A 19,794-nucleotide genomic window follows, 5' to 3' on the forward strand; every position below is an offset into this window, starting at 1 on the left:
TACTAGCGCCGGACGATTGACCTCAAGAGCCTCAATGCTACCGACAGTGAAGCCATATCGTCGGCTTCGAGCGAGTTCACCTCGTCAAACATGCTCTTGGCACGGCCCAACTGCTCAGCGTTATGCGCTTCCCAGGCCTTCAGCCTGTCCTCAGCAGAGGTCACCGCCACGGTTGACTCGAGCACCGCCGTCGTCATGTCCGAAATGGTGGAGTACAGATCATCCCGGAGCGCGGCCCGGGCCAGGGCCTGCCACCGGTCATTCCGTGGCAGGCTGCTGATCCGTTCGAGCAGGGAGTCAGCGTGGAAGCGGTTGAACACTGTGTAGTAGACGGCCGCGATCTCCTCGACCGGGTCCTTGCGGACATGTGCGATCTTGGCGATGTCGAGCAGCACGAAACTCTCGAAAAGCTCCGCCCAACGCAGGGCGAGATTTTCCGGAAGCCCCCACTCGCGGCCTGTCTCGAGCCAGCCGGCAACCCTCTCACGATCCTCCCCGCGCAGGTATTCCAGGAGGCGCGCACGCATAGGATCCATGAGCGGCTTGAATTCGGCCACGATGTCGGCAATGGGCCGTGAAGCCCCGCCTTGGCTAAGAAGCCAGCGGACGGCGCGGTCCAGCAAGCGCCGGATGTCCAGGTGGATGGTGCTCCAGTTTTCTGTGGGGAATGATGCCGGGAGGCTGTTCAGTTCACCCACCATGGCGTCAAGCTCATAGATTTCCCGAAGTGCCACGAACGCCTTGGCCACCGCCACTTCCGTGGCTGATGTCTCCTCCATGGTGCGGAAGGCGAAGGTGATCCCGCCCATGTTGATCATGTCGTTGGCGACTACCGTGGCGATTATCTCGCGTCGCAGCGGATGGGTATCCAGCTCCGCGTCGAAGCGCTCCCTCAGCTGCTGCGGGAAGTACTCGCGAAGTGTCCTGCGGAACCAGGGATCATCGGCCAGGTTACTCTCGAGCAGTGCCGACGTCAGCTCGATCTTCGCGTATGCGGACAGTACCGAGAGCTCTGGAGAAGTCAGGCCCTGGCCCTGCGCCAGTCGTTCATGCAGGGTGTCAGTAGTGGGCAGGGCTTCGAGCTCGCGCTTGAGGTCCGCCGACTTTTCCAGCCAGTCCATCAGGCGCTCATAGCTGGGGCTCCATTCAGCGACCTTCATCCGGTCGTTGAGGAGCAGGATGTTCTGGTCCACGTTGTCCTCCAGGACCAGCCTGCCCACTTCCTCTGTCATGGAGGCCAGGAAGCCTGCGCGTTCCTCCGGTGAGAGTTTGCCTGCAGCCACCATCCGGTCCACAAAGATCTTGATGTTCACCTCATGGTCGGAGCAGTCCACGCCGGCGGAGTTGTCTATGGCATCGGTATTGAGGATGACACCTTGCAACGCAGCTTCAATCCGGCCGCGCTGGGTCATGCCCAGGTTTCCGCCTTCACCCACCACCTTGACCCGCAGGTCCTTGCCGTCGACGCGGATCGCGTCATTGGCTTTGTCACCCACAGACGCGTTGGTCTCGGTGCTCGCCTTGACATAAGTCCCGATCCCGCCGTTGTACAGCAGATCTGCCGGGGCGAGGAGGATTGCGCGAAGGAGTTCGGGAGGACTCAGTTCCGTGGTTGCATCCGGCAGTCCCAGCGCTGCCCGGACCTCCGGCGACACCGGAATGGCCTTGGCCTGACGGGCAAAAACGCCGCCGCCTTCGCTGATAAGGGACTTGTCGTAGTCATCCCATGAGGACCGCGGCAGTTCAAAGAGCCGCTGCCGCTCTGCGAACGAGGATTCCTCGTCGGGGGTCGGGTCAAGGAAAATATGCCGGTGGTCGAAAGCGGCCTGCAACCTGATGTGCCGGGACAGCAGCATGCCATTGCCGAAGACGTCGCCTGACATGTCTCCCACGCCCACCACAGTGAATGGCTGGGTTTGGGTGTCCAGGTCAAGTTCGCTGAAGTGGCGTTTGACGGACTCCCAGGCACCGCGGGCCGTGATGCCCATGGCTTTGTGGTCGTAGCCGACGGACCCGCCGGAGGCGAAGGCATCACCCAGCCAGAAGCCGTATTCGGCCGCCAGCCCGTTGGCAATGTCAGAGAACGTCGCCGTCCCCTTGTCTGCCGCCACCACAAGGTAGGAATCGTCGTCGTCGTGGCGGACAACGTCCGACGGCGGGACGAGGGTTTCGCCGTCAGGCCGGGTAACGAGGTTGTCGGTCAGGTCCAGGAGCCCACGAATGAAGGTCTTGTAACTTTCAACGCCTTCGGCCATCCAGGCAGCCCGGTCGGCGGCCGGGTTCGGCAGCTGTTTCGCAAAGAAGCCTCCCTTGGCCCCCGTGGGAACGATGACCGCGTTTTTCACGGTCTGCGCCTTCACGAGGCCCAGGATCTCTGTCCGGAAGTCCTCCCGGCGGTCGGACCACCGCAGCCCGCCGCGTGCCACCTTGCCGAAGCGGAGGTGGACGCCTTCCACCCGGGGCGAATACACCCAGATCTCATACATTGGCCGTGGGAACGGAAGCCCTTCGAGTGCAGTGGGATCCAGTTTGAAACTCAGGTGCGGCTTGTACTGGAAGTAATTCGTGCGCAGGGTGGATTCGATCAGGTTCACAAATGTGCGCAGGACCCTGTCGGCGTCGAGCGTTGCAACCTGCTCGATCGAGTCCGCGAGTTCGGCCCGCACTGCTTGCTGGGCGGCCGTCCGTTCCCCGTCATTCAGTGAGGGATCGAAGCGGGCCTCGAAAAGCGCGCTGAGGCCCTTTGTAACCTTTGGATTGGCCAGCAGGGTGTCAGCCATGAACTCAAAGGAGTTGGTGTTTCCCATTTGCCGCATGTACCTGGCATATGCCCTCAGGACCGTGATTTGGCGCCATTGCATTCCTTCCCGGAGAACAAGCCGGTCAAAGCTGTCTGATTCAATGGCACCGGACACTGCAGCGCCGAACGAGTCGGCGAGCAGCTCACCGGTGGACACCGGGTTGACCGCTGAAGGGTATTTCAGACCAAGGTCATAGAGGAAGAAATCGCGTCCGTCCGCGGTCTCGATTTCGAAGGGCCGCTCATCAAGCACTTCAAGCCCGAGATTGTGGAAGTACGGCAATATCTGGCTGAGGCTCTTCGGTTCCAGCATGTAGAGCTTGACGCGTGCGTCTTCCTCCAGCGTGGCACCTGCGCCCTCGGGAAGGTAGACATGGACCCCTGGCCGCTCCTGCTTGGCTCCGGCTTTCCGCTCCGCTTCCGCACCGTATTTCTCGAAGCGCAGAATGTCCTCCAGCGCATCCTCAACTTCGTAGTCGACACGGTACCCGGCAGGAAACGCCTCGGCCCAGATGGCCGCCAGCTCGGAGGTGTTTTCCTCGGGGCCCCTTTCGCGCAGAATTTCGGCGATTCCTTCGCTCCACGAGCGCGTCGCACGGACCAGCCGCCGTTCCAGTTCTTCGGCGTTGACGTGGTTGACAACCGCGCCTTTAGCCAGCCGGATCCGGAAGAACAGGCGGGCAAGCGCGGATTCCGTCATCCGCGCCTCGTAATCAATGGACTCCGCCTGGAAGGTCTCCCTCAGCTCCTCCTCGATACGGAGCCGGACGTTGGTGGTGTAACGGTCCCGGGGAAGATAGACGACGGCGGACATAAACCTGCCGTAGATGTCCGGCCTGAGGAACAGCCGGGTCCGCCGGCGCTCCTGCAGCTTTTGGATGCCGGTGGCAATCGCGGCCAGGTCCTCTGTTTCGATCTGGAACAGTTCGTCCCTGGGGTACGTTTCCAGGATTCCCAGGAGGTCCTTGCCCGAGTGCGAATCGGGCGGGAACCCTGCGCTCCGCAGCACAGCGTCCACCTTCTCGCGGACGATGGGTATGTTCCTGACGGAGCCGGCGTAGGCACTGGTGGCGAAGAGCCCGATAAAGCGCCGCTCACCGTTGACATTGCCGGCAGCGTCGAAGCTTTTCACACCGATGTAGTCAAGGTAGGCAGGGCGGTGGACAGTGGACCGCGAGTTCGCCTTGGTAATGACCAGGGCCCGCTTTTCCCTTGCCTTCTTCCGGCCGGCTTCTGTCAGGTGCTGCACATGATGGGAGTCCTCGCCGGCCCGAAGCAGGCCAAGCCCACTGCCCTCGCGCAGTTCCAGGACGTCTTCGCCATCGACGTTGACCAGGTCGTACTCGCGGTACCCCAGAAAGGTGAAGTTTCCGTCGTCGAGCCAGCGGAGGAGATCCTTTGCCTGCCGCAGCTCCGCGATCTGTGCCTGATTGGCGACCTTGTCCAGGCTTTCAGCAATCTGCAGGGCCTTGTTTCGCATCTTCGGCCAGTCTTCAACGGCGGCCCGTACGTCCCCCAGCACGCGTTCCAGACCCGCGATCAAGGATGCCCGGACGTCGTCGGAGACGCGGTCGATTTCGACGGCAATCCACGACTCCATGTGCGAGGCGTTTTCACCTTGGGCGATCAGGTGCGACAGGCTCGGCATCGTGGCGGTGTCACCACTGGAAATGCCAACGCTGGAAGGAACCCTGTCCACCTTGACAAGCTCCGCCGTGTCCCGGTTTCGGGTCACGATGAACAGCGGATGGACCACCAGGCGAATGGCTGCATTCTGGCGCACCAGTTCAGCATTAACAGAGTCGACCAGAAAAGGCATGTCGTCCGTCACAACGTAGACAACACTGCTGTCTTCCTCGTTGATGACCGATATCTTGGCCTGCCCCGGCGATCGAACTGCGGCGACCTCGCGGTGGGTTTCGGCGCGGTTGGCCAATACTTCCGCCGAATAGCTCCGGGCGTCCTCTTCGGCTAGGTGCTGGTAGTAGTCCCCGAGGAAACCCTCACGGTCTCCAATGGAAAGGGGCTGATCCTCCACGCTGGATCCAGACGACATCGACAAACGCCTCCATCACAAGATTATTGCTGCACCTTTGCAGCTCTTATGGTGAGCCTAACCCTTTACGCGACGCCTTGCTGTGGAAGAAAACACAGAGGATTTAGAATTCTGCTGGGCAGGTGCACAAACCAAATCAGCGATCGCCCTGCGCAGCTTTGATTCAGGTGCGGTTTCAAGGAGCAACGACCCACCCAGCAGTGCGGCATCGGCGGAAGCGGGATCTGCGGGAAGGAACGCCGTCAGCGACGATTCCGGACCATAGCGTTCCCAGGCATCACGCAATTGCCGCTCCGGAGCCCTGCCCACGGCGGTGGCGCGGACCTTGTTCATCACCACCACAGGGGACACATGGGGAACGGCTGCCTGAAGGTCGACCAGCCCGCGAACCAGCCGCGGCACACCCACGGGATCCGCCGCGCCGATGGCAAAGACGGAGTCCGCGACTTCCAAACTGCGCAGGGTAGCCGCGTTCCTCCTCGGGGCCATGGTGTCGAAGCTGAGTTCTTCGTCCGACTCAAGGCAGAATCCAGTGTCTACGACCACAATGTCGGCAACATCCCTGGCCCGCTCCATGACCAGGGACAGGGCTGCCGGACGCAGTTCAGTCCAGCGGTCGGCACGTGTTATTCCTGTGAGGACCCGGAATGTGCCCAGCTTTGTTGCCACAGGAGTGGCAACCCGGAGCAGCGCCTCCGTATCCAGCAGCCCCTGATCGGCCAGCCTGCACGCCTGCGCCAAGCCCGCCGACTCATCCAACAGGCCAAGAACGGCCGCGATACTGGCCCCGTAGCTGTCCGCATCAATCAGCAGCACGGATTTCCCTTCCGCTGCCAACTCCCCCGCCATGTTGGCCGCGACGAAGGTCCGGCCGGGGGATCCGGACGGCCCCCAGACGGCGATGATCTTGCCGGCGCCGGCAGCTGGCGGTACGTCAGCCGGCGATGCTGGAGTTGGCCTCAGTGCAGCAGCGGGATCGGCCATTCCGCTTCGCGGGACAGCCTCCTGTCCTGACCCTGACAGGAGGGACACGGCGTCGGCGATTCTGCCTGCGAGGGCTGCGGACTCGACGCCGGACAGGGCCGATGCCACTCCTATCCCCCGGAGCCTGGCTGCTTCGTCAGGGCTGTCCGTCAGGGCAATGACCGCCACGCCGACCGCACCGAGCCGGTCCACCAGTGAAGCTGTCAGCTCCTCACAGCCATCAGCCACCACCGCCGCCCGCGCGAGGCCGCTCTGGCAGGCGGCCAGCAGTTCAGTCAGCTCAGAACACCGGCGGACAACAGTCACCGGACCGTGCAGCCTCTCCAAGCCGCCGACCAGATCCTCCGATGTCTGCCCGACTGTCACTACCGGGATGCTCATGAAGCTCCTCCGCCTGGATTCCAGACAACGGCGATCTTGGCTTCGTTTGCCTGTGCTCCCAATAACGCGGGCATTTGACCGTCGGCCACCAGGACCATCAGGACTGTATTCCTGGACGAACCGAGAGCTGTGGATCCGGCGGTGACTTGTGCTATCTCAGCACCGGGGAGGAGAAGCTGCGGCTCGCTGAACCCGTTGCGTGCGTCCGGCAAGGCAACCCAAACGTCAACCCTGGTGCCGGCCACCGCCTGCGCAGGAAGGGTTTCCTCAATGGTCAGTGCTACGGGTTTTCGGTCCAAAGCATCCACCTCACCGAGGCTTTCCCTGGGAATCAGCTGGTCCCTTCCAACCCTCTGGACGGCGACCACCCCTTCGGGCAACCCCGACTCGACGGTGATGTAGTGCTGCTCACTGTCCCCCAGCCGGACTTTGGCCCGGACGACGTTATCCGGGGTCAGCTTTTCGCCCACTGAGATGGAGTCCTTGGCTGCGTAGACCTCGGTGGTCCGATCGGCACTGCCAACAAGGGAGATGACGCCCACCACTGATGACAGGACCAGAAGAACGCCCACCAGCAGCCTGGGGTCCTTCCACGATGGCCGCTTCAGCCGTTGGCCGGTGACTGCATCTTCAGGACTCATGCGTGTTCCCCCTACTCCGCACCGGATGGCTGGTTGCGCCCGGACACCCTATTCTGACGGCATTAGTGCCCTAACCAGAAGTCAAAAGGCTCAACAGCATCAAACTGTGGATAACCGCAGCAAACAGCCCCGACAGTGGCAAAATGGAGTCATGCCTCGATTTCTCACGCTCGCAGATGTTGCAGAACAGCTTCAGATCAACTCACCCGCGGCGTACGCGCTGGTGAGGAGCGGAGAGCTGAAGGCCATCCAGGTGGGCGGCCGCGGCCAGTGGCGCGTGGAGGAGAAGATGCTTGAGCAGTACATCGAGGAGCGGTACGCCGAGGCCAGCAGGATGATCCAGGAAGCAAAATCAAAATCGGTCTGACTCAGTGCTGTGTTGGCGGACCAGGCTTATACCTCCCCGGGCCGCGGAGACCGGATCGCACTCAGTGACGCAAAGGGAATGGTCGATACCTGATTAACGTGCGACACGCGGCGGGCTTCACCAGGACTCATGATGGCAAGGTCAAGGAAATCCTTGCCAACCCTGTCAATCACCCCCGCCAATCTGTTCTGACCATCACCTTGCGTGAGGATCACCACCAGTTCCGACCGGTCCCGCGACATACCACGCAGCGCACTCGCTAGTCCGATCCTGCCCCTGACCTGCGAGGGCTCGCCCCATGACAGTCTCCCGAGTCCCACGTACCGTTCGACGGCCCGGTACGGAATGAGCACCTGGTGGCGAGCCTCGTGGAGCACCAAGGCGTCTGCGCCGGCATGCGCAAGCGTCCCCTCGAAAACAGTTCCGGACCTAGCGTGTACCGCAACCTGGGCTCCCAGCGAGCCACGCAGACGGTCCACGAGCTCAATGGAAGCCGTCTCAACCCGTGAACGCTCTGTAATCTCCGCCTCGAGCGACAGCCTGGAGTTCTCGGCAAACTGAGACTCAATGTCACTGAAAAGTGCATCCCAACGCATCGCGTCAGCGTACGGCCAGTGCCAGCCACCGTCAATTCCTTGCTCGTTCTTTCCAACGTCTAGACAAATCTCGACAATCTAAGGCAAACTGAGCTCAACCGGCGCTAAGTGCATCAAACACTATCAAATAGCGTCAAAAGGAGCTTGATGTGAACGCAGCGAAACCCCCCGGAATTTATGCCGACGCTGTCATGGCGGCATCAATTCTGCTGCTCGGCGTATTTCTCGCCCTGACCGGTGCCGGAATTTTGGAGCGGTGGCGCTCTTCTGCGACCCACCGGCAGGCACCGGACGTTGACGACCTGATGGGAGTGTTGGCAACTGCAGCAGGATTGGGCATCGTTTGCTGGTGGTTGCTGTCGATACTGATGGCAACAACAGCTGCCATCCTGGAGAGGCTTGGACGAAGAGGCGCCGCGGCAGCCGCGGACAGGTTTTGTCCAGCCTTTATGCGGCGCCTGACTGTGGCAGTGTTTTCCGTCCAACTCGTCGCGGTTCCGCTGGCCCATGCGGCGGATTCTCCGGCGGGACCAGCCTGGGTCCCCACACAGGAACTAACGGTGGCGGCGGATCCAACGGCCTCAGTGGCGTGGAGTCCCACCAAGGAAACCGACGGACCTTCGCCGGCGCCGGATCTTCAACCTGACTGGCGGCCCCATGCCCCGGTCACCGAGCCTGGCCTTCTCGCAGCGCCTCCGGTGCGCGCCGTGCAAGTGGCAGCCGGAGCTGCAAACGAGGTGGCGGTACTTTCCGGCGACACCCTCTGGGATATTGCTGCCCGTGAACTCGGGCCGGCGGCCACGGACGTCGAAGTGGCCCTGCAATGGCCACGCTGGTACCTGGCAAACAGGGCCGTTATCGGCGAAAACCCGGATGTCCTGTTGCCAGGCCAAATTCTAAAATCACCTTCCGCTGCCTAGCTGAAGCGTCCGTGGGGCACCCGCAAAATAATCAAGGGGAAGTCATGACTGCAGTAACACCGATCCGCGCCAGGCTGGCCACAGAGACACGGGCCGAACCCTACCGGCAGCTTCCTGGCCGGCCGGGTGCTCCTCAGCGCCCGCTCGGCCCAGTGGACGAGAATGCCGAGGTGAGAGCCATTGCGCGCAGCACGGTCCAGGCGGCGATGGAGGTTCTGGCGGGTATCAGACCTGCCCAGCAGCTGGCGCGAAGGCTGGATCCGCGCTGTCTTGCCGCCCTGCAGCACCGTGCCTCGCTCATCCGCCGGGAACTGGCGCGCTCACCGTCCCCGTCGCTGGCACGGCTCCATCAGAACTCGCTGGTTCGGTCCGTCCGTGTCTGCGAGGTCGCAACCGGTATCTATGAGGCCAGCGCCGTGGTGGTTGACGATGTCCGGGCACGGGCGGTGGCCGTCCGGCTGGAACGGAGCAAGCAAGTTTGGCGAGTGACGGAGCTCGTCGTTGGCTGACCGTACAGCGCCGAACCGCCCTCTCAAAACCTGAGAGGCAGGGCGGGAACTGGATGTCCCGGCCCTGCCTCTCATTCAACGTCTACTGCTGTTGAGTTTTTGCAAGGCATCAACATGCCGACGCAATCCCTCAGCGGCGCTTTTTCTTGGCGGTGCGTTTGGGGGCATCCTGGGTGGCCGCCTTTGCCGGGTTCCCGGAACGCGATGATGAGCGGCTCTCCACCCTGGTGTGGGTGGCGCCGTCCTCGCCGGGTGCGGTGTACTGCAGCTGCGCCGGCTTTTCCGGAGCTTCCAGGCCCGCCGCCCGGATCTGCGGCTCAACATGCTCGGTGTGTCCGCCGGCGGCATCGGCCACCACAACATCCTGGGCAGGAGTGACCTCCACTTCAAGGTTGAACAGGAAGCCAACACTTTCCTCGCGGATGGCCTCCATCATGCTCTGGAACATGGTGAAGCCTTCACGCTGGTACTCAACCAGCGGGTCGCGCTGGGCCATGGCACGCAGGCCAATGCCTTCCTTGAGGTAGTCCATCTCGTAGAGATGTTCCTGCCATTTGCGGCCGATGACGGACAGCACAACACGACGCTCAAGCTCCCGCATGCTTTCCGAGCCGATGGCTTCCTCACGCGACTGGTAGACCAAACGCGCGTCGGAGAGCAGTTCCTCCTTGAGCAACTCCACGGTGAGACGCGACTTTCCGCCGGCCTCTTCAATGATCTCCTCGGGCGTAACGCTCACCGGGTAGAGCGTCTTGAGGTTCGTCCACAGCTGGTTGTAGTCCCAGTCATCGCCGTTGCCCTCAGCGGTGGCAGCATCAATGAGGGCGGTGATGGTGTCTTCCACAAAGAACTGCACCTTCTCGTGCAGGTCATCGCCCTCAAGAATCCGGCGGCGGTCTCCGTAAATGGCTTCGCGCTGGCGGTTCAGGACGTCGTCGTACTTCAGGACATTCTTGCGCTGCTCGGCGTTGCGGCCCTCGACCTGCCCCTGCGCCGATGCGATGGCCCGGGAAACAAGCTTGGATTCAAGCGCAACATCATCAGGCACTGAGCTGTTCATCAGACGTTCGGCGGCGCCGGAGTTGAAGAGCCGCATCAGGTCATCAGTCAGGGAGAGGTAGAAACGGGATTCTCCCGGGTCACCCTGACGTCCCGAACGGCCCCGAAGCTGGTTATCGATACGGCGGGACTCGTGCCGCTCGGTACCCAGGACGTAAAGGCCGCCCAGGTCCAGAACTTCCTCATGCTCGTCCTTGACCGACTGCTTGGCAACTTCCAGGGCGGCAGGCCACGCGGCCTCATATTCCTCCGAGTTTTCCTCAGGATCCAGCCCGCGCTTGGCGAGTTCGGCAACGGCCGTAAATTCCGCGTTGCCGCCAAGCATGATGTCCGTGCCTCGCCCGGCCATGTTGGTGGCGACGGTGACTGCGCCCTTCCGCCCAGCTTGCGCCACGATGGCCGCCTCACGGGCATGGTTCTTGGCGTTCAGTACCTCGTGCCGGATGCCTTCCTTGGAGAGCAGCTTGGAGAGGTACTCGCTCTTCTCAACGCTCGTGGTGCCCACCAGGACCGGCTGCCCCTTTTCGTGGCGTTCGGCAATGTCCTTAACAACGGCGTCGAACTTTACCGTTTCGTTCTTGAACACGAGGTCTGACTTGTCAATCCGCTGCATGTCACGGTTGGTGGGGATAGCCACAACCCCAAGCTTGTACGTACCCATGAACTCGGCGGCCTCGGTTTCGGCTGTACCGGTCATGCCTGCGAGTTTGTCGTACATGCGGAAGTAGTTCTGCAGCGTTACCGTGGCCAAGGTCTGGTTTTCGGCCTTGATCTCGACGCCTTCCTTGGCCTCGATCGCCTGGTGCATGCCCTCGTTATACCGCCGGCCGGCAAGGATGCGGCCCGTGTGTTCGTCCACGATCAGGACTTCGCCATCCAGGATGACGTAGTCCTTGTCCCGCTTGAAGAGTTCCTTCGCCTTGATGGCGTTGTTCAGGAATCCAATGAGCGGGGTGTTCGCCGACTCGTACAGGTTCTGGATGCCCAGGTAGTCCTCGACTTTTTCAATGCCGCTTTCAAGAACGCCCACCGTGCGCTTCTTTTCGTCGACCTCGTAGTCCTGGCCGGCCTGCAGCCGCAGCACTACCTTGGCGAATTCGCTGTACCAGCGGTTGGTGTCCCCCTGGGCGGGCCCGGAGATGATCAGCGGCGTGCGGGCCTCATCAATCAGGATGGAGTCCACCTCGTCCACGATGGCAAAGTGGTGTCCGCGCTGGACGAGCTCGGACTGGTCCCACGCCATGTTGTCGCGGAGGTAGTCAAAACCGAACTCGTTGTTGGTGCCGTAGGTGATGTCGGCCGCGTACTGCTCCCGGCGGACTGAGGGGTCCTGGTTGGAGAGGATGCAGCCGCTGGTGAGCCCCAGGAAGCGATAGACGCGGCCCATGAGATCGGACTGGTATTCGGCCAGGTAGTCGTTCACCGTCACCACATGGACGCCGTTTCCGGTCAGGGCGTTGAGGTAAGCGGGAGCCGTTGCGACAAGCGTCTTGCCTTCACCGGTCTTCATCTCGGCAATGTTGCCCAGGTGAAGGGCCGCGCCACCCATCAGCTGAACGTCGAAGTGGCGCATGCCAAGGGTTCGGGATGACGCTTCACGTACAGCTGCAAAGGCTTCCGGCAGGAGGTCGTCGAGCTTCTCGCCGTCGCGGTGCCGTTCACGGAGGCGGTCCGTTTCTTCGCGGAGTTCGGCGTCGCTGAACGTCTTGAGCGAGTCTTCGAGAGCATTGATGGAGTCGGCATAGTTCCGGAGTTGCCGCAGGGTTTTTTTGTCTCCCGTGCGGAGAAGTTTTTCGATAAGTGATGCCACGTGAAGATGCTCCCAGTCTTATGCTGCCGAATTCTGGCGTTTTTAGTCTACGGGAGAGACGCAGCCCACGGTGTCTGTTTTCCCTCACAGCGGATACCCTCTTCATCCCTTCGGACTGCCAGGGCCAGGCCCGCCGCAAGGTCCCCTTTGGGGTACACCACCACCTTCTGGAGGCCCAGCCATTCGGCCATCAGGTGCAGTTCGGCGGCAAGTTCGACGGCGGTATCCGCAGGGGCGTCCGGCTCAGCATAAGCGGACTTGGCAAGCAGGTGTCCCGAAGCCCGGTCCGCCTTCAGGTCAACCCGGGCAACCAACCTGTCGCGCAGAAGGAAAGGAAGAACGTAGTAGCCGAAGCGCCTTTTGTGTTCCGGGGTGTAAATCTCGATGCGGTAGTGGAAACCGAACAACTCCTCAAGCCTGCGCCGCTCAAAGACCAGTGAATCGAAGGGACTCAACAGTGCCCGTCCTGAGGCCCTCCGTGGAAGCCTTGCCTCCGCATGCAGGAACACATCCCTGTTCCAGCCAGCCACTTTGACCGGCTCGAGCCGCCCGGTTTGCACGAGGCGCTCCACCGACCCTGCAGCAGCCTTCGCCGGGACACGGAAGTAGTCGGCGAAGCAGCGTACCGTCCCGATACCGTGCGCCTGGGCGGCGGCATCGATCAGCCGGTGCATGGCGGCAACCGGGTCAGGCGACTCGTTGTCGCCGCCCGTCAGTGCCGGCAACACCCGCTCGGTCAGCGTGTAACGCCGCTCAAACTGGTCGGTTCTGGAAGCCGCGGATACCAGGCCCTGCTCAAAGAGATGCTCAAGGACCCGTTTGACGGCGTTCCAATTCCATCCCCAGTTATCGTTCTTCCTGTCCTCCACGTGTCCGATCCTGGCGGTCAGTTCACTGGCCGTCATGGGCCGGCCGCTGGACAGGGCCTGAAGGATCTTCCCCGCCACGCCTTCGCGCAGTTCCTGTTCCATGCCCGAGGCGCCCACCCACTTGCGCTTCTGCCAGAGAACCAGATCCTGGAAATGGTCCGGGCGGATGTAGCTGGCTTCGTGTGCCCAGTACTCCATCATCCGGCGGGGAGGGGTGGCTGACATCCGCTGCAGAATATCGCGGTCGTAGTTGCCCAGCCGCGAAAAAAAGGGAAGGAAGTGGCTTCGGGACAACACATTGACGGAATCGATCTGGACCAGCTGAAGCTTGGCAAAGGTTCGGCCCACCGTCCGTGAAGTCACGGGTCCGGCGGGCCGTCCTTTGTCGAGTCCCTGGGCTGCCAAAGCGATCCGCCGGGCCTGGTCAAGGCTCAGCGTCGCTCCCACATCAGTCCTCTCGTTGGATGGTCTTCACCACCCTAAACGTTTGCTGCCTCATCCTTGGAACGGTAGGCAATAACCTTCTCTTCAATCGGGGTTTCGCCCGGTTCGCATTCGTGGTCCAGGGTGATAACCCCGTAAGTCCAGCCACGGCGCCGGTAGACAACGGAGGGTGTGTTGGTTTCCTTGTCCACAAACAGGTAGAAGTCGTGGCCAACCAATTCCATGTTGTCCACGGCGTCATCCAGGGTCAGGGATGCGGCGGGAAAGACCTTGCGCCTGATAAGTACGGGAGAGTCCCCAGCCGGAATGTCATTCTCAACGTCATAGGGCGAGCGCTCGGCCGGCGCGGCCGCCGGTTCGTTCCGGTGGCTGGCCTCTGCATAAATGGGTTCGTGGGCGCTCGCGGGTTCCAGGGATGCAGTGGCTTCGCGCACCGCCTTGGGAGTATGCCGTCCGTGGTGGACCTTCTTGCGGTCCTTCGCGCGGCGAAGCCGCTCAAGCAGCTTGTTGTAGGCAAGATCGAACGCAGCGAATTTATCTGCGGCGCTGGCTTCCGCGCGGATTACCGGTCCCCGTCCCAGGACAGTCACTTCGACGGTGAGCTGGTCCCCGGTCTGGCGCGCATTCGTTTCCTTGGAAACCTTAGCGTCCACCCGCTGGACCTTGTCGCCCAGCGATTCGATCTTTGAGATCTTCTCGCCGGCGTATTCGCGGAAGCGGTCTGAGACCGTCAGATTTCGTCCGCTGATCATAAACTCCATGGTGCCCTCCAAATGACTTCGGTGACACGACGACGGCACTTCTTATGGGCCGATCTGCTTGACAGTCGAGCCCCTTTCCGAGCCGCCATCGAAAGGTACAACTGTTCTTGGTACCCACAACCGACGTTAGTTCATAGCCACACGTTATTCATCTTTTCTTGGTTTATTTTTTTCTAAGACGTCAGCCGCCAGGCCTGTGTTCGCGGAGGGTTCGGTGGTGCTGCCGGAATCGGGCGGGCGTGTCGCCGCGAGGACCACCGCCCCTGCCACCAGTGCCCCTGCCAGGTGCAATGCGCGGGCTGCTTCAGCGAGCGTCGCACCTGTGGTCAGGACGTCATCAACGATGATGCAGCGGCGTCCGGCTACCCGGCGCCGTTGCCGTCCGCTGACCTGCATTGATCCCCGCACACGCCTCGCCCGGGCCCCCCGGCCCAGTCCTTTTTGGCCACCTGGAAGCTGCTCCAGGGTGACCGGGCGCCTTGACTTCCTCAGTACGTCAAGAACCGGAGTTCCGGCGGTGGCGCGTCCTGCCATCAGGGCGCCAAGGAGCAGATGCACAGGACTGAAGCCGCGCTTCACAAACGCCCCGGCACTGCTTGGCACGGGCACCAGGAAGACCCCATCGAGACCACCGGCTGCTGACACCACAGCGTCTCCCAGGCCCTTTGCCAGCACATGCTTGAGCTGGCGCTGTCCATGGCTCTTGAAGGAAAGGACGGCCTGGGCAAGCTCATCGCGGTATACCCCCGCTGCCACCACCGGAAGCCGGATCCCGCCGTCGACGTCCATCAGCGCCGGCGCCTGGCCCTCGGCCCGGAACGGGCTCCCGGTCAGTGTCCTGACCTGCCGTTCGCAGGCAACGCAGAGGGCCAGATCTTCAGCACCGCAGCAAACACAGTCCACGGGGACGGCAAGGGCCAGCAGCTCCGCTGCGGCGCTGCCGAGTTGGTCAGCAATCCTCGGCAGCAGGCGTTGATACCCTCCGCGGTGCTTTGCTGACCATTGCGGAGCCGGGAGGAGGTCCGGATCGGCCGAAGCCCGGCGCGCGCGGGGACGGCTGCTGGATTGTGCGGAAGTCACACCCCCATGCTTGCCGCGCTGCACGTCCAGGGAAAGCGTGCTGTACGGCTATGTGGACAGCGGTCACCTTGAAAAGACAAAACCCCTAACCCGGGAAGGATGGGTCCACGGGCCCCTTCAGCTGCGGCGACCAGCCGTTGCCCAGCCGCTGGAATATTCCTTCGGCGGACTGACCATAGATCTCCTCGGGTCCGTTCCCGGCGCTCAGGCCTACCAGCCCGGGCCAGGGGGCCAGCTGCTGCGGCTGTCCCGACATCAGGGACAGCAGCTCCGGGGAAACGTTGGCAGCGGCCGACCCCTTCATCACGGCCACCATGGTGTCACTGACCCAGACCCCCTGGTCCGGCTCGCTCCCCGCGGCGAGGGTGATCGGCGAGGTCAGTTCCCGTGGTGTTCCGTCGGCATTGCGAATGATCCCGGCAACCTGCACACGGGTCTTGCCGTTCTGCTCGGAGATTACCAGTGCCCGTACGCCCTCCCGGGACACCCTGAAGTCTTTTACCGTCCGTCCGGCCAGCCAGGAAGGGGCCAGGGTGACGGTTGGGACATCAGCCCCCTCGGCCACACCCGTCGGACGGTAAGCCACAATTTCAGTCCCGCCCACGGCCCCAGGCCCGGCGGAGAACACCCAGTCGTGGAGACTGAACGACGGGTGAGTCAGCGTGCTGCGGGTGGTCAGTGCCCTGGCAGGCTGTCCGGGAACCATGCTGTAGAGCGTGGTCCGGCTTTCATTCAAAAACGCCACTGTCTGCGAAACCGGGGATTCCGCCGGGAAACGGGGTCCGAGGGCGGACACCGTTTGCATATCCGGCAGTGGGGAGACGCGGTTGTTCTCATAGCGGACCAACTCGTTCCCGCTGATGGCAATCTGGCGGGCAGGCACATTCTTGTTCTGCACGGGTGGCAGCACGGAGCCGTTGTCCTCCACCCGGACGAGGTCCTGGTTGGCACGCAGCTCAACGTTGACCACATCAGGCTGGGTCCGGAATGTCAGGGCGAGCTGAGTCTGCATCCGGAGCCTGTCCTCTGTGGACGCCTCCGTGAGCTCCTTGGGGCTGAGGTCCACCTGCGCGGCCCCGGAGACCACCGGCACCGACTCCCGGGCAAGTTTAATGCCTGACGGGAAAGCACTCACGACGGCGCCCCGGAGATAGGGAGCCGGGCCGGCAAGGAGGGCGCTGGTCATGGCCTTGACGGTTTTGTTCTTGATGAACCAGCGGACATCGGGAACCGCGTAGGTGAAGCTGGGATCGTAGAAGTAGATGGGGTAGGCGCCGTAAATGACCTTGAACGTTTCCTCGGGAATGGCGGTGCCGTCAGGAATGGCTGAGATCCGCCATTCACCGTCAACCTGGGTGACCGCTGCCGGTATGTTCTCCTTGGTGCCTTCCGGGGTCTGGGTAGCAATGCCGTCCGCGTCGACGGTGTAGGCCACGTCGAGTTCGTAGTTGTAGACGTTTTCGACGCCGGTGGGCACTACCCTGGCTGCCCGGTATACGAGGGCACGCTGGTCGGGTTTCCATGCCACGGAGGATGCCTGCGTGAGGTACTCACGGGCCACCGCATAGTCGTCCTCATAGCCGCTCCCGGCGCGGTAAAAATCCTCGATGATGGTCTCGGGCGCGGCCCCGGGCTGCGGTGCGGCCGGAAGGAAAACCGGGGCATTCAGGTTCCCCGCGCTTCCCTCGCTGCTTTTTCCCACCGGACCGGAAGTGGGTATTCGGGCGCAAGAGCCCAGCAGGAGCACCAGGACCAGCAGGGCCACCAGGGCCTGGTACCGCTTGACCCCGTGTTTGGCATGCATGGTGGGGGTTGCTGTCATGGCTTGTCCTTGGGGCCGGCAGTGAGCGCCGGGCGCTGTGTGGCCGGTTCATGGCCGACTCCGCGCTGGGTTTCAGCGTGGGAGTCATCGGGGGCATGCATGGATCCCGGGACACCGTCAGGGGCTGGTGCGTCACCTTTGGCAGAAGAAGCAGCAGTAGGTGCTGGACCCAGGACCAGCACGTCCCTCTCTTGGGGCACACCCGGCAGGACTATGTCTTCCGGTTCCAGCTGCACGGGAGACTTGTCGATTTCCTCGCCTTGCCGGAGGGGAACCGTGAGCCGGAAGTTGGCTCCCTTGCCCTTATTGCCCCAGGCCTGCAACCAGCCGTTATGGAGTTTCGTATCCTCCATGGCAATGGACAGGCCAAGGCCGCTTCCTCCCGTGGTCCGGGCGCGGGCCGGATCCGCCCGCCAGAACCTGTCGAAAACGCGGGCTGCCTCGGCCGGAGCCATGCCGATGCCGTGGTCCCGGACGGCAATTCCGACGGCGGTCTGGTTGGCTGCGACAGTGACGTTGACGGGTCTGCCCTCACCGTGCTCCACAGCGTTGAGGATCAGGTTGCGCAGGATCCTGTCGATCCGGCGGGCGTCCATTTCCACGACGATGCCTCCGGCGGGTGCACTGAGAGTAATTTCGGAACCGTATTGAGCCGCCACCGGTGCGGCTCCTTCAATAACGTGGGCAACGACCTGCAGGATGTCCTCCGGTTCAGCGTCGAGCATGGCCACGCCGGCATCAAAGCGCGAGATCTCAAGCAGGTCCGAAAGGAGGGACTGGAACCGTTCGACCTGGTTATAGAGGAGTTCAGCGGAGCGCTTGTTGATGGGGTCGAAATCGTGGCGGGCGTCGTACAGGACCTCGGCGGCCATCCTCACAGTGGTCAGCGGAGTACGCAGCTCGTGGGATACGTCCGACACGAAGCGCTGTTGCATCTGGGACAGTGTGGCCAGCTGGGTGATCTGCTCCTGGAGGCTGGCTGCCATATGGTTGAACGACGCTCCCAGGCGGGCCACTTCATCTTCGCCCTTGACCACCATTCGCTCCTGGAGCTGCCCGGCGGCGAGCTTTTCCGACACCAGGGCAGCGTGGCTGACCGGGCTGACCACATTTCGTGTGACATACCAGGCGATGGCGCCGATCATGAGCACCAGCACGGCGCCGCCGGCCCACAGCACACTCTGGATTTCGTCGAGGGTCTGCTGGGCGGTGTTGAGATCGTAAATCAGGTAGAGCTCATAGACCGTGCCGTTGAAGGTGACTTTGTTTCCCACAGCGATGCCGGGCCGGTCCTCGGCGCCGACCGGGATGACGGTGGATGCCCAGTACTGGTCTTTCCCTGACTCCTGGACCGCCTTCCGCAGTTCGGGCGGGATGACGCTGACCGTCAGCTGATCGGAGGCCCTGGATTCAACCCAGCGGTTCCGCGGCTTGGTCTGCTGCGGCATGGCCTCGAAGACATACCGCCGCTGGATGACATCGCCGCGTCCCTCAACGGCGGTCAGGGTGTCGTAGACCAGGGTGATCACACTGGACTGGTCGGTGACCTGGGCGCCGTCGAAAGTGTCCTGGACCTGCTTGACGTTATATCGGGTCTCAGACTCGGCCTGGGTCAGGCGCTCCTGGAAGAGGTTGTTGGCAATCTGGTTGGACAGGTAAGCGCCCACTACAGCGAATGACGTGACGGCCAGCAACAGCGTGGTCAGAACGGTGCGGAACTGCAGTGACCGGCGCCAGCGGCGGTGAAGTGATCTCGCCAGGTAACGGATGGCGGGAAACACGCGGCTGAGGCCAATCCGGACGAGGCGCGCTACCCGAAGGCTGACGATGAGCGTTCGGCGCTTCCAAATGCGGGCGCGGAAAGGCAGTTCGGACAGCCCCGCGGCGGCCAGGGCATCAGTGTGTTCCGGAGCAGAATGGTGCTCCGGAACATGCCCGGCCTGCTGGGCGGCGGACGCGTCCGGCGCACGTCCGTTCTCTGCCCCCGAGGGGTCAGGAACCTGCTTTGTAGCCGACACCACGAACCGTCAATACTACTTCCGGGGCTTCCGGATCCCGTTCAATCTTTGACCGGAGGCGCTGGACATGGACGTTGACCAGCCGCGTATCCGCGGCATGGCGGTATCCCCACACCTGCTCAAGCAGCAGTTCCCTGGTGAACACCTGCCAGGGTTTGCGGGCAAGGGCAACGAGGAGGTCGAATTCAAGCGGAGTCAGGGAGATGCGCTCGTCACCGCGGCTTACCGTGTGGCCGGCCACGTCAATGGTGATGTCCGCGATCCGAAGTGTTTCAGGAGCTTTCTGGTCTCCTGGACGCAGCCGTGCGCGGACGCGGGCGACAAGCTCGGCCGGCTTGAACGGTTTGGGTACGTAATCGTCAGCCCCGGATTCCAGGCCGCGGACGACGTCGGACGTGTCCGCCTTGGCAGTGAGCATGACGATGGGCACGTCTGATTCGGAACGGATCTGCCGGCAGACCTCAATGCCGTCCACACCAGGAAGCATGAGGTCAAGCAGTACGAGGTCCGGCTTGGATGAACGGAAGATGTCAAGCGCCTGGCCGCCGTCGGCGCAGAACACCGGCTCGAAGCCATCGTTACGGAGGACAATTCCAATCATTTCGGCCAGCGCTTCGTCGTCGTCAACTACCAGGATGCGTGCCTTCATAGTTATATATTCCCTTATTGATCAGTCT

General features: G+C 62.4%; 14 protein-coding genes. 3 read left to right on the top strand and 11 right to left on the bottom strand.

Annotation, left to right across the window (positions count from 1 at the left end; all coding sequences use genetic code 11):
• Nucleotides 1–2 precede the first annotated feature (2 nt).
• From M1E17_RS15815 to M1E17_RS15825, 3 genes are read right to left on the bottom strand one after another with little or no spacing between them, the layout of a single operon-like run.
• The gene (locus M1E17_RS15815; protein WP_457962920.1) at nucleotides 3–4,856 is read right to left on the bottom strand and encodes an NAD-glutamate dehydrogenase; all 4,854 of its coding nucleotides are present in this window, start codon (nucleotides 4,854–4,856) and stop codon (nucleotides 3–5) included.
• Nucleotides 4,857–4,913: 57 nt separating this feature from the next.
• Entirely contained in the window at nucleotides 4,914–6,221 is a 1,308-nt protein-coding gene (locus tag M1E17_RS15820) for an AAA family ATPase (RefSeq protein WP_457962921.1), read from the bottom strand.
• The gene (locus M1E17_RS15825; protein ID WP_457962922.1) at nucleotides 6,218–6,862 is read right to left on the bottom strand and encodes a hypothetical protein; all 645 of its coding nucleotides are present in this window, start codon (nucleotides 6,860–6,862) and stop codon (nucleotides 6,218–6,220) included. The genes M1E17_RS15820 and M1E17_RS15825 overlap by 4 nt, the downstream gene beginning before the upstream one ends.
• A gap of 151 nt (nucleotides 6,863–7,013) precedes the next feature.
• Here M1E17_RS15825 and M1E17_RS15830 point away from each other — a divergent pair, with 151 nt between their 5' ends.
• Complete coding sequence (locus M1E17_RS15830; protein WP_015937610.1) at nucleotides 7,014–7,229, top strand: helix-turn-helix domain-containing protein; 216 nt, start codon at nucleotides 7,014–7,016, stop codon at nucleotides 7,227–7,229.
• Between the two features lie 26 nt (nucleotides 7,230–7,255).
• On the opposite strand, the gene M1E17_RS15835 is transcribed toward M1E17_RS15830, so the two are convergent.
• A complete protein-coding gene (locus tag M1E17_RS15835; RefSeq protein WP_457962923.1) occupies nucleotides 7,256–7,825 on the bottom strand; it encodes a hypothetical protein in 570 nt (189 codons plus the stop codon).
• A gap of 149 nt (nucleotides 7,826–7,974) precedes the next feature.
• Here M1E17_RS15835 and M1E17_RS15840 point away from each other — a divergent pair, with 149 nt between their 5' ends.
• Both M1E17_RS15840 and M1E17_RS15845 read left to right on the top strand, forming a co-directional pair.
• Nucleotides 7,975–8,745 carry a LysM peptidoglycan-binding domain-containing protein gene (locus M1E17_RS15840; RefSeq protein ID WP_457962924.1) on the top strand — a complete coding sequence of 257 codons (771 nt, stop codon included), beginning with the start codon at nucleotides 7,975–7,977 and terminating at the stop codon, nucleotides 8,743–8,745.
• Between the two features lie 44 nt (nucleotides 8,746–8,789).
• On the top strand, nucleotides 8,790–9,254 hold the full coding sequence (locus tag M1E17_RS15845; RefSeq protein ID WP_457962925.1) for an Rv3235 family protein: 465 nt from the start codon (nucleotides 8,790–8,792) through the stop codon (nucleotides 9,252–9,254).
• 130 nt (nucleotides 9,255–9,384) lie between these two features.
• Here M1E17_RS15845 and secA read toward each other — a convergent pair whose 3' ends face one another.
• The 7 genes from secA to mtrA form a co-directional block, all read right to left on the bottom strand.
• Nucleotides 9,385–12,123 (bottom strand): preprotein translocase subunit SecA, encoded by a 2,739-nt coding sequence (gene secA / locus M1E17_RS15850; protein ID WP_457962926.1) that lies wholly within the window; start codon nucleotides 12,121–12,123, stop codon nucleotides 9,385–9,387.
• Nucleotides 12,124–12,170: 47 nt separating this feature from the next.
• A complete protein-coding gene (locus tag M1E17_RS15855) occupies nucleotides 12,171–13,439 on the bottom strand; it encodes a winged helix-turn-helix domain-containing protein (RefSeq protein ID WP_457962927.1) in 1,269 nt (422 codons plus the stop codon).
• A gap of 32 nt (nucleotides 13,440–13,471) precedes the next feature.
• Nucleotides 13,472–14,197 carry a ribosome hibernation-promoting factor, HPF/YfiA family gene (hpf, locus tag M1E17_RS15860; protein ID WP_457962928.1) on the bottom strand — a complete coding sequence of 242 codons (726 nt, stop codon included), beginning with the start codon at nucleotides 14,195–14,197 and terminating at the stop codon, nucleotides 13,472–13,474.
• Nucleotides 14,198–14,341: 144 nt separating this feature from the next.
• Nucleotides 14,342–15,277 carry a ComF family protein gene (locus M1E17_RS15865; RefSeq protein WP_457962929.1) on the bottom strand — a complete coding sequence of 312 codons (936 nt, stop codon included), beginning with the start codon at nucleotides 15,275–15,277 and terminating at the stop codon, nucleotides 14,342–14,344.
• Between the two features lie 85 nt (nucleotides 15,278–15,362).
• Nucleotides 15,363–17,081: an LpqB family beta-propeller domain-containing protein gene (locus tag M1E17_RS15870; protein ID WP_457967786.1), complete on the bottom strand. Its 1,719-nt coding sequence runs from the start codon at nucleotides 17,079–17,081 to the stop codon at nucleotides 15,363–15,365.
• Between the two features lie 14 nt (nucleotides 17,082–17,095).
• Nucleotides 17,096–19,120 (bottom strand): MtrAB system histidine kinase MtrB, encoded by a 2,025-nt coding sequence (mtrB, locus tag M1E17_RS15875; protein ID WP_457962930.1) that lies wholly within the window; start codon nucleotides 19,118–19,120, stop codon nucleotides 17,096–17,098.
• Complete coding sequence (gene mtrA / locus M1E17_RS15880) at nucleotides 19,092–19,766, bottom strand: MtrAB system response regulator MtrA (protein WP_457962931.1); 675 nt, start codon at nucleotides 19,764–19,766, stop codon at nucleotides 19,092–19,094. The genes mtrB and mtrA overlap by 29 nt, the downstream gene beginning before the upstream one ends.
• Nucleotides 19,767–19,794: the final 28 nt, after the last annotated feature.

It is taken from the genome of Arthrobacter sp. D1-29 (assembly GCF_054130585.1).

Bases quoted from the DNA above. Each gene is read 5' to 3' on its own strand.
- M1E17_RS15870 (WP_457967786.1), bottom strand. From the start codon at position 17,081: ATGCATGCCAAACACGGGGTCAAGCGGTACCAGGCCCTGGTGGCCCTG.
- M1E17_RS15825 (WP_457962922.1), bottom strand. From the start codon at position 6,862: ATGAGTCCTGAAGATGCAGTCACCGGCCAACGGCTGAAGCGGCCATCG.
- mtrA (WP_457962931.1), bottom strand. From the start codon at position 19,766: ATGAAGGCACGCATCCTGGTAGTTGACGACGACGAAGCGCTGGCCGAA.
- M1E17_RS15820 (WP_457962921.1), bottom strand. From the start codon at position 6,221: ATGAGCATCCCGGTAGTGACAGTCGGGCAGACATCGGAGGATCTGGTC.
- M1E17_RS15835 (WP_457962923.1), bottom strand. From the start codon at position 7,825: ATGCGTTGGGATGCACTTTTCAGTGACATTGAGTCTCAGTTTGCCGAG.
- M1E17_RS15830 (WP_015937610.1), top strand. From the start codon at position 7,014: ATGCCTCGATTTCTCACGCTCGCAGATGTTGCAGAACAGCTTCAGATC.
- hpf (WP_457962928.1), bottom strand. From the start codon at position 14,197: ATGGAGTTTATGATCAGCGGACGAAATCTGACGGTCTCAGACCGCTTC.
- M1E17_RS15815 (WP_457962920.1), bottom strand. From the start codon at position 4,856: ATGTCGTCTGGATCCAGCGTGGAGGATCAGCCCCTTTCCATTGGAGAC.
- M1E17_RS15845 (WP_457962925.1), top strand. From the start codon at position 8,790: ATGACTGCAGTAACACCGATCCGCGCCAGGCTGGCCACAGAGACACGG.